The organism is Rhodococcus sp. NPDC055024 (assembly GCF_053608585.1).
This window is the reverse complement of the sequence record NZ_JBSGVT010000018.1, coordinates 98,502-113,493: the sequence shown is the minus strand read 5'-3', so window position 1 is coordinate 113,493 and position 14,992 is coordinate 98,502. Positions and strand designations below refer to the sequence as shown.

General features: G+C 63.4%; 17 protein-coding genes. 2 read left to right on the top strand and 15 right to left on the bottom strand.

Annotated elements, in window-relative coordinates:
• Positions 1–40: 40 nt before the first annotated feature.
• The 4 genes from tatB to sigE all read right to left on the bottom strand — a co-directional run bounded on the left by tatB (position 41) and on the right by sigE (position 3,070).
• On the bottom strand, positions 41–433 hold the full coding sequence (tatB, locus tag ACWF6P_RS28215; RefSeq protein WP_003945177.1) for a Sec-independent protein translocase protein TatB: 393 nt from the start codon (positions 431–433) through the stop codon (positions 41–43).
• Positions 434–507: 74 nt separating this feature from the next.
• Positions 508–1,986, bottom strand: coding sequence for a S1C family serine protease (locus tag ACWF6P_RS28210; RefSeq protein WP_452623245.1), 1,479 nt, complete (start codon positions 1,984–1,986; stop codon positions 508–510).
• Positions 1,987–2,061: 75 nt separating this feature from the next.
• Positions 2,062–2,421 carry a hypothetical protein gene (locus tag ACWF6P_RS28205; protein ID WP_003945180.1) on the bottom strand — a complete coding sequence of 120 codons (360 nt, stop codon included), beginning with the start codon at positions 2,419–2,421 and terminating at the stop codon, positions 2,062–2,064.
• Between the two features lie 52 nt (positions 2,422–2,473).
• Positions 2,474–3,070 carry an RNA polymerase sigma factor SigE gene (gene sigE / locus ACWF6P_RS28200; protein WP_029255812.1) on the bottom strand — a complete coding sequence of 199 codons (597 nt, stop codon included), beginning with the start codon at positions 3,068–3,070 and terminating at the stop codon, positions 2,474–2,476.
• A gap of 330 nt (positions 3,071–3,400) precedes the next feature.
• Between sigE and ACWF6P_RS28195 the strand changes: the two genes are divergently transcribed.
• The gene (locus ACWF6P_RS28195; RefSeq protein ID WP_007736091.1) at positions 3,401–4,036 is read left to right on the top strand and encodes an O-methyltransferase; all 636 of its coding nucleotides are present in this window, start codon (positions 3,401–3,403) and stop codon (positions 4,034–4,036) included.
• Here the strand turns inward: ACWF6P_RS28195 and glgC are convergent.
• Positions 4,033–5,247, bottom strand: a complete 1,215-nt coding sequence (gene glgC, locus ACWF6P_RS28190) for a glucose-1-phosphate adenylyltransferase (RefSeq protein ID WP_003945185.1) — start codon at positions 5,245–5,247, stop codon at positions 4,033–4,035. The two genes, ACWF6P_RS28195 and glgC, sit on opposite strands and share 4 nt — an antisense overlap.
• A 132-nt stretch (positions 5,248–5,379) precedes the next feature.
• Between glgC and glgA the strand changes: the two genes are divergently transcribed.
• Positions 5,380–6,552, top strand: coding sequence for a glycogen synthase (glgA, locus tag ACWF6P_RS28185; protein ID WP_452623244.1), 1,173 nt, complete (start codon positions 5,380–5,382; stop codon positions 6,550–6,552).
• 6 nt (positions 6,553–6,558) lie between these two features.
• Here the strand turns inward: glgA and ACWF6P_RS28180 are convergent, their stop codons facing one another.
• From ACWF6P_RS28180 to dapE, 10 genes are all read right to left on the bottom strand, one after another.
• Positions 6,559–7,398 carry a putative RNA methyltransferase gene (locus tag ACWF6P_RS28180; RefSeq protein WP_452623243.1) on the bottom strand — a complete coding sequence of 280 codons (840 nt, stop codon included), beginning with the start codon at positions 7,396–7,398 and terminating at the stop codon, positions 6,559–6,561.
• Positions 7,399–7,515: 117 nt separating this feature from the next.
• Entirely contained in the window at positions 7,516–7,683 is a 168-nt protein-coding gene (locus ACWF6P_RS28175) for a DUF3117 domain-containing protein (protein WP_003945169.1), read from the bottom strand.
• A 151-nt stretch (positions 7,684–7,834) separates the two neighbouring features.
• Positions 7,835–8,404 (bottom strand): DNA-3-methyladenine glycosylase I, encoded by a 570-nt coding sequence (locus ACWF6P_RS28170; protein ID WP_452623242.1) that lies wholly within the window; start codon positions 8,402–8,404, stop codon positions 7,835–7,837.
• A complete protein-coding gene (locus tag ACWF6P_RS28165) occupies positions 8,404–8,787 on the bottom strand; it encodes a DivIVA domain-containing protein (RefSeq protein ID WP_452623241.1) in 384 nt (127 codons plus the stop codon). The genes ACWF6P_RS28170 and ACWF6P_RS28165 overlap by 1 nt, the downstream gene beginning before the upstream one ends.
• A gap of 32 nt (positions 8,788–8,819) precedes the next feature.
• Positions 8,820–9,761 carry a glucosyl-3-phosphoglycerate synthase gene (locus ACWF6P_RS28160; RefSeq protein ID WP_283301488.1) on the bottom strand — a complete coding sequence of 314 codons (942 nt, stop codon included), beginning with the start codon at positions 9,759–9,761 and terminating at the stop codon, positions 8,820–8,822.
• Positions 9,758–10,657 carry a dihydropteroate synthase gene (gene folP, locus ACWF6P_RS28155; RefSeq protein WP_452623240.1) on the bottom strand — a complete coding sequence of 300 codons (900 nt, stop codon included), beginning with the start codon at positions 10,655–10,657 and terminating at the stop codon, positions 9,758–9,760. The genes ACWF6P_RS28160 and folP overlap by 4 nt, the downstream gene beginning before the upstream one ends.
• Before the next feature lie 30 nt (positions 10,658–10,687).
• Positions 10,688–12,460 (bottom strand): long-chain-acyl-CoA synthetase, encoded by a 1,773-nt coding sequence (locus ACWF6P_RS28150; RefSeq protein ID WP_452623239.1) that lies wholly within the window; start codon positions 12,458–12,460, stop codon positions 10,688–10,690.
• An 88-nt stretch (positions 12,461–12,548) separates the two neighbouring features.
• Complete coding sequence (locus tag ACWF6P_RS28145) at positions 12,549–13,106, bottom strand: LOG family protein (RefSeq protein ID WP_452623238.1); 558 nt, start codon at positions 13,104–13,106, stop codon at positions 12,549–12,551.
• Positions 13,100–13,903 (bottom strand): LOG family protein, encoded by an 804-nt coding sequence (locus tag ACWF6P_RS28140; protein WP_003945176.1) that lies wholly within the window; start codon positions 13,901–13,903, stop codon positions 13,100–13,102. The genes ACWF6P_RS28145 and ACWF6P_RS28140 overlap by 7 nt, the downstream gene beginning before the upstream one ends.
• Before the next feature lie 16 nt (positions 13,904–13,919).
• Positions 13,920–14,990 (bottom strand): succinyl-diaminopimelate desuccinylase, encoded by a 1,071-nt coding sequence (gene dapE / locus ACWF6P_RS28135; protein WP_378449042.1) that lies wholly within the window; start codon positions 14,988–14,990, stop codon positions 13,920–13,922.
• Between the last annotated feature and the right edge of the window lie 2 nt (positions 14,991–14,992).

The following is a 14,992-nucleotide window of genomic DNA, read 5'->3' as shown; positions in this document are numbered from 1 at the left end:
GGTCACCGATCGGTGACAGGCGCCCTTTCGTATGTCGAATCTAGGTTGCGTCGAAGTCCACGGGAGGACGTTCGCCGGCAGTGAGTGGCTTGTCCTTCGACAGCGTCTTCGGCTCCTGCACTCCGCTCTGCGGCTTCTTGTCGAAGTTGCCCGTGAAGATGGAGTCGTCACCGTCGAGGAGGTGCTGGGTGATCACAGCGCGCGGCGTCATTCCGCGCAGCTTGTTCAGATCTGCGAGTGGTTTACGCAGATCCTCGAAGTCGGTTCCCAGTTCTTCCTTGAGCTGATTGGAAGCGCCCGAGGCATATTCGCGCACCTGCCTCAGGGATTTCGTGACCCAGGAGACCGCACCAGGAAGCCGCTCAGGTCCCAAGATGACCAGAGCCGCTACGAGGAGGATCATGAACTCGCCCCAACCGATGTTGCCAAACACAGGGTCAGCCTACTGTGTGCTCGCTCGGTACGCGCATGTCCGGATCAACCTCACAGGAAGATCGCAGGGTCCGATCAGTCCGACACCGGCGTGACCGAAATGTCGACCTGCCGTCCGTCGCGGATCAACTGAACGTTGACAGGCTGATCGACGGTCGTCGCGTTGACCGCAACCACCAATTCGTCGGCGCTTGTCACCGGCCGGTCACCGACCTTGACGATGACGTCACCCTCGACGATCCCCGCACGTTGAGCGGGGCTGCCGTCGCGGACGTTCGCCACGGCAGCGCCGCTGGTCGCATCGTTGACTGCGGTGCGGGCATTCACGCCGATGTCGGGGTGATGAACCTTGCCGTCGCGGATGATGGTCTGCGCCACCTCGGTGACCGTGTCGATCGGAATCGCGAAGCCGAGCCCGACCGAACCACCGGACTCACTGAGCATTGCCGTGTTGATACCGATGACGCGGGCTTCGTCGTCGACGAGCGCACCACCGGAGTTGCCGTGATTGATCGCAGCGTCGGTCTGGACTGCGTCGATGACGGCGTTGGTGTCGGTGCCTTCACCCGACAACCGCAGAGGCCGGTTCAGCGCACTGACGATTCCGCGGGTAACGGTCTTGCTCAATCCAAGCGGTGAGCCGACGGCGACGACGTCGTCGCCCACCTGAACATCTTCGGATTTTCCGAGCTGAGCCACTGTCAGATTGTTGGCCGACACCTTGAGCACCGCGAGGTCTGTCTTGACGTCACGGCCGACGATCTGGGCATCGGTCTTGGTTCCGTCGGAAAAGATCACCTGGATCTTCGCGTCCTGAGCGGGCGGAACGGCAGAGGAGATCACGTGGTTGTTGGTGACGATGTATCCCTCGCCCGAGATGACCACACCCGATCCCGTACTTCCCTGGTCACCGACGGCAACCTGAATCGACACCACGGAAGGCAGCACCGCGTCGGCGACCTTCGCCACCTGCGACTCCGGTTGTTCCCCACCGCCGGATTGGACGAGCGTGACGCGTGAGCTGGTGAGTGAACTGCGATCGGCGGTGATGACCGTGGCGAGTAAGCCGCCGACGAGCGCGATGACGAGCGCCATCCCGGCGAGTGCGGCCAGCGCCGAGGGAGCGACCTTGCGACCGAACAACACCTCACGCACATCGAGCTTCCGGGCGGGCTGCAACTGCACCGGCGTCTCGGACTCTGCGGGATTGCCCAGGGAGACCGCGGATTCCGGATCACGCCACGGATCGCTCGGCGGCTCTTCTTCGGGCGCGTTGTTCGCCGACGCCTCGGGATCGCGGCCGATCGACTCGGTGGCGTCCGCTGGTCGTCCGAATGCCTCGGCCAGAACCGGGTCCGGAGCGCCGATCACGACGTCGGAGGACGGGGTCGATCGCGCGGCCACCGGAGTGAACGAGCCTTCCACTCCACTCGGCCGACCGAACACCTGGCGCGAGGCCGGATCGATCTGGGGTCGATAGACCGGACGGGGGTCGAGAACCGGCGCATCTGCCGGTCTGTCCACCGAACCGTTTGCCGAAGAATCCGAACTCACTCCGGAGTGCCCCCTTTTTCCGTCAGTCACATCGTCCAGTATCACTGATCCGCGCCGGGAAGCAGGCGCGCGGCGTCATTTGCGCCAGCGACGGGACAACCTCTTGCTGATGGTGGAGAAGCCGGCGGGCTGATTACCGACGGAACTGTCGGCGTTTTCCGAATTGGGTCCGGTAGTCGGACTGTTGCACGAGGGAATCTGGCTGAGAAGTCCCACCAGGGACAACGGCATCGTCATCTCGCCGCTTCGACGCAGCGCACCACGCGCCTGCTGCTGAGCATCGACGGCTGCTGCGCACTCGGCGCAGATCGAGATGTGATGGGAGGCCCTCAGGTAGGCCTGCATTCGGAGCTCTCCGTCGACGTAGGCAGCGATTGCCTCGCTGGCCAGATGTTCGGTCGAACCGAACTGGCGATGTGCCCGCGCCTCCGTCATTCGTCCCTCCAGGTGATTGACCACGTCCCGCTCTGTAGCTCGAACCCGACCGTCAGAAACCGACGAGTTCGGATTCGGCTGCGCGCTGCGCTGCCAGATGATCACGAATCGCCTGTCGCCCACGATGGATACGGCTACGAACCGTTCCGAGCTTCACTCCCAGTGTGGCACCGATTTCCTCGTACGACAGACCTTCGATGTCACAGAGCACGACAGCGGCACGAAATTCGGGTGCAAGCGAGTCCAGTGCGGCCTGCAGACCTGCGTCGAGGCGCGCGTCATGGTAGATCTGCTCGGGGTCAGGACCGGGTGAGGGAACGCGGTCGTAGTCCTCGGGCAGTGCTTCCATACGAATGCGGTTGCGTCGGCGAACCATGTCGAGGAACAGGTTTGTGGTGATGCGGTGCAACCAGCCCTCGAACGTTCCGGGCTGATAATCGGAGAGCGAGCGGAACACCCGGATGAAGGTGTCCTGCGTCAAGTCCTCGGCGTCCTGGGCATCGCCGGACAACCGGTAGGCCAGGCGGTACACCCGGTCACCGTGCTGACGCACGAGTTCGTCCCAAGACGGCATGGAGGACTTCTCACCAGTTGCATCGAACACAGCTGTGCCGATCAATTCGGAATCCACAGCCGATTCCGTCGTCAAAACTTCCGACTCTCGAGGGCGAGGCTCGTCGTTGACCTGGTAAATAAGTTGATCCTCCTGCTCGGGATCGCGTAGTTCGATCACCGCGTTGTCCGAATCACGTGATGCGCGATATTCGGGAGAACCAGCCGATGCTGTGATTTGTTCCCGATCACCGAGCTGCGAAAGATCAACTTGGTAGAAATCGATACCGCCGTGCGATCTTCGATCCGGCGATGTATACACCTTTTCTCATCGCGGTGTGCACGCCATATGAGGAGCCTGAGGGATTCCTGAGAATCCTGGTGACTGCGCGCCTTGCAGCGACAATCCGAACCGCCCGATAACCTCATGAGCGTGACCCACGCCGAACAGATACTCCGCCACGTCGAGGACGTAGTTTCCGAGGACGAGATTTTGACCGCGGCGCGAGATCGAGCGCTGGATCTCGGAGCCCATCCGGTGACGCCCGCCGTCGGCGCGACTCTCGCCATGTTCGCGAGAATGCTCGACGCGAAGACAGCCGTCGAGGTGGGCACCGGAGCCGGCGTGAGCAGCCTGTGGCTTCTGCACGGCATGCGCGACGACGGCGTCCTGACCACGATCGACAGCGAACCCGAACACCAGCGGGCGGCCAAACTGACCTTCCGCGAAAGTGGAATCGCTCCGGCACGCACTCGCCTGATCAACGGACGCGCACTCGACGTCCTTCCCCGTCTCGCCGACGGCGGCTACGACCTGGTGTTCGTCGACTGCGCCGCGATCGACCACCCGCACTACGTCCGCGAAGGTGTCCGCCTGCTGCGCTCCGGCGGAGTCATCGTTCTGCACAACGCCCTCGCCGACGGCCGTGTTGCCGACAGCTCCGCTCGCGATGCGACGACTGTTGCGGTCCGAGAAGCAGCGAAGGCCGTGACCGAGGACGAGCGACTCATTCGAGTGCTCCTCCCCCTCGGCGACGGCCTCCTCTGCGCGAGCAAGCTCTAGATCCAGACGCCTTTCCCGATGGCGACGACGCCACCCTGACTGACGGCGAACCGTTCGCGGTCACGTTCGAGGTCGACGCCGATGATTTCGCCGTCACCGACCACGACGTTCTTGTCGAGGATCGCGCGCCGTACGACGGCACCCTTGCCGATGCGCACACCCGGCATCAGCACGCTGCCCTCGACGGTTGCGCCGTCCTCGATCATCACGTTGGAGCTGAGTACCGAATTGCGGACGGTCGCGGCAGAGAGGATCGACCCCGCACCGACCACCGATTCCTGGGCGAGTCCGCCCTTCACGAACTTGGCGGGCGCGAGGTTCTCGGTGGCGCCGCGGATGGGCCAGCGACGGTTGTAGAGATTGAAGATCGGATGCACGGACACGAGGTCCATGTGAGCGTCGTAGAAGGCGTCGAGGGTACCGACGTCGCGCCAGTAGCCACGGTCTCGATCGGTGGCGCCGGGAACGACGTTGTCCTTGAAGTCGTAGACCGACGCCTCACCTGCGGCGACCAAGGCGGGAATGATGTCGCCGCCCATGTCGTGGTCGGAGTCGGAGTTCTCCGAATCCGCGCGGATGGCGTCCACGAGCACCTTGGTGGTGAACACATAGTTACCCATGGACGCGAACGTCGAGTTGGGGTCGTCCGGTGTCCCGGGAGGATGGGCGGGCTTCTCGAGGAACTGGGTGATGCGTCCGGACTCGTCACTGTCAATGCAACCGAAAGCAAAAGCCTCGCTTCGCGGTACACGAATTCCCGCGACGGTCACCCCTGCCCCGGATTCGATGTGATGCTGCACCATCTGTTCCGGATCCATCCGGTACACGTGGTCGGCACCGAAAACCACGATGTACTCGGGGTCCTCGTCGTAAACGAGATTGAGCGACTGCAGGATTGCGTCGGCGCTGCCGGTATACCAGCGCGGCCCGAGCCGCTGCTGGGCCGGGACCGGAGTGATGTACTCACCCGCGAAACCGGACAACCGCCACGTCTGCGAAATGTGGCGGTCCAGTGAATGTGACTTGTATTGCGTCAACACACAAATACGCAGATATCCCGCGTTGACAAGGTTGCTCAACACGAAGTCGATAAGTCGATATGCACCTCCGAAGGGCACTGCGGGCTTCGCTCTGTCCGCGGTCAGCGGATACAAGCGTTTGCCCTCGCCCCCGGCGAGCACGATTCCAAGCACATGCGGCTGGCTTCTCACACCGCTAACCTATCCGCACTGGTGAACTCCCGCTAGCGAAGCAGTCCGAGAGGTCCGATCGTGTCCCTCTCCGAACGGGCGGGGAAAGCGCGATCGGTAGCCGGATCGACCACGGGCGGTTAGGTTTAGCGCGTGCGAGTCGCGATGATGACCAAGGAATACCCGCCGGAGATCTACGGCGGCGCAGGAGTACACGTAACCGAGCTTGTCGCTCAGATGAAGCGGTTGTGCGAGGTCGACGTGCACTGCATGGGCGCCCCGCGCGAAGGCGCGATCGTCCACTCTCCCGACCCCGCACTCGCCGGATCCAACCCCGCCTTGACTACGCTCTCGACCGAACTGCGGATGGCGGACGCAGCGGCGGGCGTCGACATCGTCCACTCCCACACCTGGTACACCGGACTGGCCGGACATCTCGCCTCGGCGCTCTACGACGTACCGCACATCCTCACTGCCCACTCACTCGAGCCCAGACGCCCGTGGAAGGCCGAGCAGCTAGGTGGTGGCTATCGGATCTCGTCGTGGTCCGAACGCAACGCCGTCGAGCACGCAGACGCGATCATCGCCGTCAGTTCCGGAATGCGACTCGACGTCCTCGACGCGTATCCCGCCGTCGATCCGAGTCGCGTGCACGTGGTGCGCAACGGAATCGACACCGCGGTATGGCATCCCGGCGGATCTGCGCCGGGAGCGCCGTCCGCGCTCGCGTCGATCGGTGTCGATCCAGCCAAACCCGTCGTGGCCTTTGTCGGACGCATCACCAGGCAGAAGGGAGTTGGTCACCTCGTCGCGGCGGCACACCACTTCGACCCGGAGATTCAACTCGTGCTGTGCGCCGGCGCTCCCGATACACCGGAGATCGCCGCCGAGACGGAGAAGGCGGTGGCCGAACTCGCCAAGCATCGAGGCAACGTCTTCTGGGTGCGCGAAATGCTCCCGACCGAACAGATCAGGGAAATACTGTCGGCAGCAACGGTATTCGTCTGCCCCTCGGTGTACGAGCCCCTCGGGATCGTCAATCTCGAGGCCATGGCGTGCGAGACCGCCGTGGTCGCTTCCGATGTCGGCGGCATCCCCGAGGTGGTCGCCGACGGCATCACCGGGCGACTCGTGCATTACAACGCCTACGAGCCGAACGCATTCGAGGAGTCACTCGCGGCCACCGTCAATGCCGTTGTCGCCGACCGAGAGGGCGCCGAAGCGATGGGCCGGGCGGGCAGAATCCGTGCGATCGACGAGTTCTCCTGGGCCGAAATCGCCAAGCAGACGCTCGAGGTCTACGCCGACGCCGTCACGAGACGCTGATCCAGGTCAGATTTTGCGGTAGGTCGAAATCGTCGCCGACGCGGTCACGGTGCTCGGCTGCGGCAGCTTCGCCACGGCGGCAGCAAGATCGGCGGGCGTCAGGTGTCTCGCCGACGGTCCCATACCCACCAGGTCGAGGATGTCCTGGTGCGACAACGGCATCGTGAACTCGACCTCGTCGCTGCTCACGCGGTCGAAGTAGCCGGCCATCGAGGATTCGAGGCGTTCCACCTTGCGATCGTCGACCCGCACCATCTCAAGGATGTCGATCAGCTCGCGCAGATGCCTGTCGGTGGGCGTGAGCACCACCAGAACGCCGTCATCTGCGAGAACGCGATGGGACTGCGGACCGTTGCGCGGAGCGAACACACAGAGCACGTGAGACAACGCTCCGTCGCGAATCGGTAGTGGTTGCCAGACGTCTGCGACGATCGAGCCGATTCTTTCGTGGACCTTCGCAGCTCGCCGTGCCGCGAACTTGGACACATCCAAGGCTATTGCGCGAGAATCACGCAGAGAATCCACCACGTGCGCGAGGTATTGACCTGTGCCTGCACCGATTTCGACGATCCGCGCAGGATCCGACCCGGCCGTAGTCGAACAGGCCCGGGAGACGGCATCCATCAGTGGGTCGAAATGGCCCGCGCCGAGCAGTCGTGCACGCGCCGCGATCATCTCGGCACTGTCGCCGGTGAACTTCGTGGCTCCGCCGCTGATCAGGCTCACGTAACCCTGGCGAGCCACGTCGAATCGATGTCCGCGGTTGCACTCGGCGGCGCCGTCCACCAACTCCAACTCGGCAGCGCACTGCGGGCAGGACAGAAGATCGATCACGGCAGCAAGCATTGATCCGTCCTTTCGGCTACCTGTGGTGCACACACACTTCAGGCCCCGTACCGAAACGGATACGGAGCCTGCGTGCAATCACGTGCTGTTGTTCGTACTGCTACAACCTGGACCCGACTAGCTGGTGACGTTCGTGAGTTCCACACCGAGCGCTGCAGCTTCATCCGGGGTCAGCTCGACGACGAGGCGTCCGCCACCCTCGAGTGGAACCCGCATGACGATTCCTCGTCCCTCTTTGGTTGCTTCGAGGGGACCGTCCCCGGTCCGGGGCTTCATGGCCGCCATCCTCTGCTCCCTCCAGATCTGCGCTGCATTGCTCTGCGCCTCGACTAACGGTGCGCCCCGCCAACAATCAGCGAGGCTCGTACCCTCCATTGTTCCCTATGGATGCGGGAACCGGGAATCTGAGTCACATTTAGGGGTGTTCAGTCGACCATCACACCTGCGTCGGAACCCAACAATCAGCCACGTGATCATCGACCATTCCGGTGGCCTGCATGAGCGCATAAGCCGTGGTAGGACCCACAAACTTGAACCCACGTCGCTTGAGTTCCTTAGCCATGGCAGTCGACTCGGGAGTGACCGCCGGAACCTCTGCAATTGATGTCAGTCGTCTGGTGCGTCGAGGCGGCGAGAACGACCAGAGTAACGAATCGAGGTCCAGATCGGGTGAATTCACGAGCACTCGGGCGTTGGAAATCGTCGCTTCGATCTTCGCGCGATTGCGGACGATCGCGGCATCAGAGAGCAATCTATCGACATCCGCAACTCCGTACGCTGCGACCTTGTCCGGATCGAACCCGTCGAAGGCTTCGCGGAAGGACTCGCGTTTGCGCAAAATCGTGATCCACGAAAGCCCCGATTGGAATGCCTCGAGAGCGAGCCGCTCGAACAATTCGTCGCGTCCGTGCAGTGGACGCCCCCACTCCTCGTCGTGATAGTCGCGGTAAAGCGTGTCGCCGGGCGTCTCGACCACCCAGCCGCATCGAACCAGTCCGTCTGCCATCAGCCCTGAGGATCCTTCGATTCGGACTCGGACGCGGTCTCAGGGTCCTCGTGCGATGCTTCGGCCACGGCGGGAGCATCCGCCTTCACCAGGACCTCAGACCGCTCGTCACGGCCCAGTTGTGCACGCAGAGAATCGATTTCCAACCCGAGGCGATGCAGAGCCCAATCGACTTCGCTCGCCTTGTAGCCCCGCAGCACCTGCTGAAAGCGCAGAGCGTCGACATCCGCCCCCGTGACGTCCTCCGCCGGCAGCACGGTCGCCGTCGTGCCGGGAGGCAGCGGCGGCAGCTCTTCCGAGCGCCCGAACACAGCGCTGGCGGCGAGGAAGATCATCGCGCCGACCAGTGCCATGACAATCAGGTACAGGAGGATCGTCATCATGGACCGATACTCCCATACCCGTGGGTAAGCGGTCAGACCCCCGCGGTGCGCACTATCGAATTCATCGGGGGTCGATCGACCAGAGATACCTCCGTGGTCTCGGGCACGAAAGAATCACCGTCGACCAGGAATTGGGTCAATCCGGCACCCGAATCCTCGATCCCACACCGCCTGAGCATCGTTCCGATGATCTGCCGACTCATCACGCCGAGGTCGGCGAGTGGCCGGTTGCGATGCTTACGCACGCCCAGATTGACCTGACCGATCGCCGCCAGTCCCAACGTGTCGTACGTATCGAGCAGCAAGCCGATCTCGACACCGTAGCCCGGGGCAAACGGGACTGCGGAGAGCAACTCTCGGGTGCCCGCGTATTCACCACCCAATGGTTGCAGCACCGATGTGAGTTCGGGCCGCAGCGCAGCCAACATGGGCCGCGCCACCAATTCAGTGACTCGTCCGCCACCGTTGGCGTCCTCCGTGCCGCTCACGCGCAGCGGACGGCGGTAGTAACCCTTCACCAGATGGATGCCGTCAACGGTGAGTAGCGGCCCCAGCAATTTGGGCACGAACGCCGGATCGGGATTGATGAGGTCGGAGTCGACGAATGCGATCAGATCGCCGGTCGTCGCGGCGACCGAACGCCAGAGCACCTCACCTTTGCCCGCGGTCGGCGGGATGGACGGGACGGCGCTCTCACGACTGATCACCGTCGCTCCGGCCGCGCGAGCACGCTCGGCGGTACGGTCGCTCGAACCCGAATCGAGAACGATCAATTCGTCGACCAGGCCGCCGAGCAACGGATGAATGGTGTCGACCACCGCAGCAACGGTGTCTTCTTCGTTGAGCGCGGGCAACACCACCGAGACGGTTCGGCCACCCTTTGCCCGTTCGAGTTCGGCCACCGTCCAACTCGGATGGTCCCAACTGTTGGCTTCTGCCCATACGCGGGTCGGGCCCGCACCGGTGATGCTCATGCCAGACCTCGAACCGTACGTACCGGGGCGCGGCGTCCCTGGATCGCGGCCACCATGTCGACTACTCGACGGGTGGACGCCACCTCGTGAACACGGAACACCCGGGCGCCGCCCGCCGCGGCCATTGCTGTCGCTGCCAATGTTCCCTCCAACCTCTCGGAAAGCTCCACACCAAGAGTCTCCCCGATGAAGTCCTTATTGCTCAGTGCCATCAGCACTGGCCACCCGGTGTTTACAAGAACGTCCACTTTTCGCAACAACTCGAGCCCGTGGAAGGTGTTCTTGCCGAAGTCGTGGGTGGGATCGATCAGAATCGCGTCACGCGGAACACCGAGAGCCAGGGCGCGTGCTGCCGCCGACACCACCTCGGAGACCACATCTGCGACGACGTCGTCGTAGCGAACACGGTGCGGGCGGGTGCGCGGAACCGCGCCGCCCGTGTGCGAGCAGACGATGCCGGCGCCCGTCTCGGCGGCGACCACAACGAGTTCGGGATCCGCACCGGCCCACGTGTCGTTGATCAGGTCGGCGCCTTCGTCGCGTGCCAGCCGTGCGACGCCACTACGCCAGGTGTCGACGCTGATGATCAACTCGGGGTACTTGGCCCTGATCGCGGCGACGAACGGGACCACCCGCCTGACTTCCTCGTCGGCGTCGACGAGGTCACCCGGTCCGGCTTTCACTCCCCCGATGTCCACCAGATCGGCGCCCTCGTCGACGGCACGATCGACGGCAGCCATCGCCGCCGAGTCCGAGAACGTCGCGCCCCGATCGTAGAAGGAATCGGGAGTGCGATTGACGATCGCCATCACCAATGCACGGTCGACCGCAACCGGACGCCCACACAGGGTGGGCGCCGGACCTGGCTGCGCGGTAGAACCGGAGAGTGAAGACATGCCACTCATACTGGCATGACGGAACTCGGTCTAGCCCTTGGGTACCGAGCCTGCCGCGACCTTTCCCACGTATTCGTCGTACGAGTCCACGTAACCACCCTGGCGGCCTTCGAGAACGTGCAGAGTGTCGGCGCCGACGTCGTAGCCCTCATTACGCAATTCCACCTTGCGCGACTTGAAAGTGCTGGTGTGTTCGAGTGAGTCGACGATGCGGATGAACAGCGGGACCGCGTAGTTGGGGAGCTTGCCGTAGAGGTGAGCCGCGACTTCACTTCCCTCCAAGCTTTGACCGTCCCGCAGCTTGACCGCCGCCATGCCCGCGCGCCCGTCGGTGCCAGGAATCTCGACGCCGTAGACAACCGCTTCCTCGACGGCCGGGTGCGAACTCAGCGCGCCTTCGACCTCCGTGGTGGCGACGTTCTCCCCCTTCCAACGGAAGGTGTCACCGAGGCGGTCGACGAAGGCGACGTGGCCCCATCCCTGCTTGCGCACCAGGTCTCCGGTGTCGAACCAGGTGTCGTCGTCCTTGAATCCACCCCGTACGAGTTTGCTGTTGCTCGCCGCTTCGTCGGTGTAACCGTCGAAAGGCGCCCGATCCGTGACCTTGGACAGCAGGAGCCCGACCTGACCCGTGGAAACCTTGCGGAGTCGACCGTCGGCTCCACGCAACGCTTTTCCGGTGTCCTCGTCGAACTCCACGACGGCGTGCGGCAGCGGGCAGATGCCTGCTGTCTTGTCGACGTTGAGTGCGTTGACGAACGCGATGTTGCATTCACTGGCACCGTAGAACTCGGCGACGCGGGGAATCCCGAAGCGCTGTGTGAATTCGGCCCAGATCTCCGGGCGCAGACCGTTGCCGACCATGAGCCGAACAGCGTTGTCACTGTCGGTCGGCTTGGCCGGCTGGTTGAGCAGATAGCGGCACAGCTCACCGATGTAAGTGAAGGCGGTCGCTTTGTTGACTGCGATGTCCTCCCAGAACCGCGAGGCGGAGAACTGACGTCCGATCGCGATGGTCGCACCGGATGCGAGCACCGAGGACAACGAGACCGTCAACGCGTTGTTGTGATAGAGCGGCAGGCAGCAGTACAGAGTGTCCGAGCCGCGCAAGCGCACGCCCATCAACCCGAGCCCGGACATCGACTTCAACCATCGGAAGTGAGTCATCAAGCTGGCCTTGGGCATTCCGGTGGTGCCCGAGGTGAAGATGTAGAACGCTTTCTCCTTCGCCAGCACCTCGGCGGTGACCGCTGGGTTGGCCGGATCAGCCGTCTTCGCCAGATCCGAAAGTTCACTGACCAGAAGTTGATCGGGCCCGGCAAATCCGGCAGGCAACGATTCGAGGGCTTCTTCGCACTCGTCGGCGACCACCAGGACGCGAGCGTCGAGCAGCTTAAGGCTGTGTGCCAGAACGTCGTCACGCTGGTTGTAGTTCAGCATGCCCGCTGCCGCACCGAGTTTGACGGCAGCGAGTGCGATCAACAGGGCTTCGGGAGTGTTCTTTGCCAGCACTCCGACGACGTCTCCGCGGTCGACTCCTCGGCCGCGGAGAACGTCCGCGTAGCGGTTCACCAGTTCGTTGGCCTCGGCATAACTGGTCGCGTGGCCTTCGAACCGGATGAACGGGCGCGACGGGTGAGCGTGCGCAGCCTTCTGGAAGATCAACCCGATCGATTCCTTGGCCGAAGGCTTGCGGGTGAGGCCGGCGGCCCCCCGCGCCAGGATCGGCACCTCGGTGATCATCGACGGCAGTTTCGCCGCCAGATCCAGCAGGCCGACGGTCGAACGGGCTTCCGAACTCATGGCTCCCCTAACACGTATCCGGCGCCCATTCGGCCGCCCAGTCTGCGGCCACCTTACTTCACGGTAATAAAGCCTGCCATGCCCCAGGTCAGCGTTTCACGCACGCGTCGAGTGCTGCCTCGACGTCCGTCCTCACCAGCAGGGTGTCAAGCGCCTGACGCCCGACGAAGCCGGTCCCGTCGAGCTTGTTCAACCACTCGAGCAGGCCGGTGAAGTGCCCGACCGGATCGAGCATCACCACTGGTTTCTCGTGCATTCCGAGGTAGCCGGCGGTCCACGTTTCGAACAACTCTTCCAGCGTCCCGATTCCGCCCGGCAGCGTGATGAACGCGTCGGCGTGATCTTCCATCAGCTTCTTGCGTTCGCGCATGGTGTCCGTGACGATCAGCTCGTCGGCATCGACGTCGGCAACTTCCTTGTGCACCAGGGCCTTCGGAATGACGCCGACGGTCCAAGCGCCCGCCGCGCGAGCGGACTCGGCGACCGCGCCCATCATCGAGACGTTGCCACCGCCCGAGACCAACTGCCATCCGCGTCGACCGATCGCGGTTCCCACCTCTGCCGCCAACGCCAGGAACGACTCGTCCACCGGCCCCGACGCGCAGTACACGCAGATCGAGTACTTCTTGTCGGAATCGGTCACCATTCTTCTTCTTTCCCCAGATCTGCGGCCTCGTCGACGCCCTTGTCTGCGTTGAGGACGATTCGTACTGCTTCTTCGACGCTGTCGGTGACGTGCAGCAGATTCACGTCACCCTCGGAAATCTTGCCGTCACGCTCGAGGGTCCCGCGAATCCAGTCGACGAGTCCGGACCAGTACTCGGTGCCGAACAGGACGATCGGGAAGCGCGTGACTTTGTGGGTCTGCACCAGGGTGAGGGCTTCGAACAGCTCGTCGAGTGTTCCGAAGCCGCCGGGCAGGCAGATGAATGCCTGGGAGTACTTCACGAACATCGTCTTGCGTGCGAAGAAATACCGGAAGTTGATTCCGAGATCCACCCACTCGTTGAGTCCCTGCTCGAACGGCAACTCGATGCCGAGACCGATCGAGTATCCGCCTGCTTCGCTGCAACCACGGTTGGCAGCTTCCATGACTCCCGGCCCACCACCGGTGATGACGGCGTACCCGGCTTCGGCCAAAGCGGTTCCCAGTTCACGGCCGGATTGGTACTCGGGATGATCGACCGTGGTGCGGGCCGAACCGAACACCGTCACCGCACGTGGGACCTCGGCGAGCGCGCCGAAACCTTCGATGAATTCGCTCTGGATGCGCAGCACACGCCACGGATCGGTGTGTACCCAATCCGTGGGTCCGCGCTTGTCGAGCAAGCGCTGATCCGTCGTGGTCTTCTCGTCCTTGCGCTTGCGTCGAAGCTGAACCGGCCCGCGGTGCTTGATCGACGAGCTCTGCTTCTTCGAAGCCGAATTCTTCTCTGGTGCCATGCGGCAAGGCTAACGGTCAGGCCGACAGATACTTCCTCAGCACGGCCGCGACGTCGGTGATCTGCTGCACCGGAACGTGCTCGTCGCGCTTGTGCGCGAGATTCGGATCACCCGGTCCGTAGTTCACGGCAGGAATGCCGAGCGCCGAGAACCTGGACACGTCGGTCCACCCGTACTTCGCACGGAACTGACCACCGGCCGCCTCGATCAGGGCGGCAGCGGACGGGTTCGCCAAGCCAGGCAGCGCGCCGGGTGAGGAGTCCGTGACCTCGAATCCGAGGCCCAGACCGTCGAACACTTCGCGTACGTGTGCCTCGGCTTGTGCCTCGCTGCGATCGGGCGCGAATCGGAAATTGACGTCCATCTCGGCTTCGTCCGGGACGACGTTTCCGGCGACACCGCCGGAAATCCGCACCGCCGACAAACCTTCGCGGTAGCCGCAACCGTCGATGTCGACCGAGCGCGGCTGGTAACTCGACAACCGCTCCAACGCACCGCCGAACTTGTGAATGGCGTTGTCCCCCAGCCAGGACCTGGCCGAATGTGCGCGAGTTCCCGAAGCCGTCAACCGAACCCGCATCGTGCCCTGGCACCCGGCCTCGATGAAACCGGCCGTCGGCTCACCGAGAATCGCGACGTCGGCCGTGAGCCATTCCGGGATCTCGCGTTCGATTCTTCCCAGGCCGTTGTACGTCGCGGCGATCTCTTCGCAGTCGTAGAAGACGAGAGTCAGATCGTGGGCCAAGTTCTCGATGGTCGCAGCCAGGTGAAGAAACACCGCGTCCCCCGACTTCATGTCGACGGTCCCGCATCCGTGCAGAATGTCGCCTTCGCGTCGCGAAGGAACATTGTCGGCGATCGGCACCGTATCCAGATGTCCGGCGAGCATGACGCGACTGGGCAAACCGCGCGACGTACGCGCCAACACGGCGTTGCCGTTGCGGATGATCTCGAAGCCCGAAGTCTGCTCACGCAGCGCATCCTCGACGGCCTGCGCAATGACGGATTCGTCGTGTGAGACGCTGGGGATGTCGACCAGGGCGGCCGTCAAGTCGATGGGGTCCGAAGCAAGATCGAGGATGCTCACAC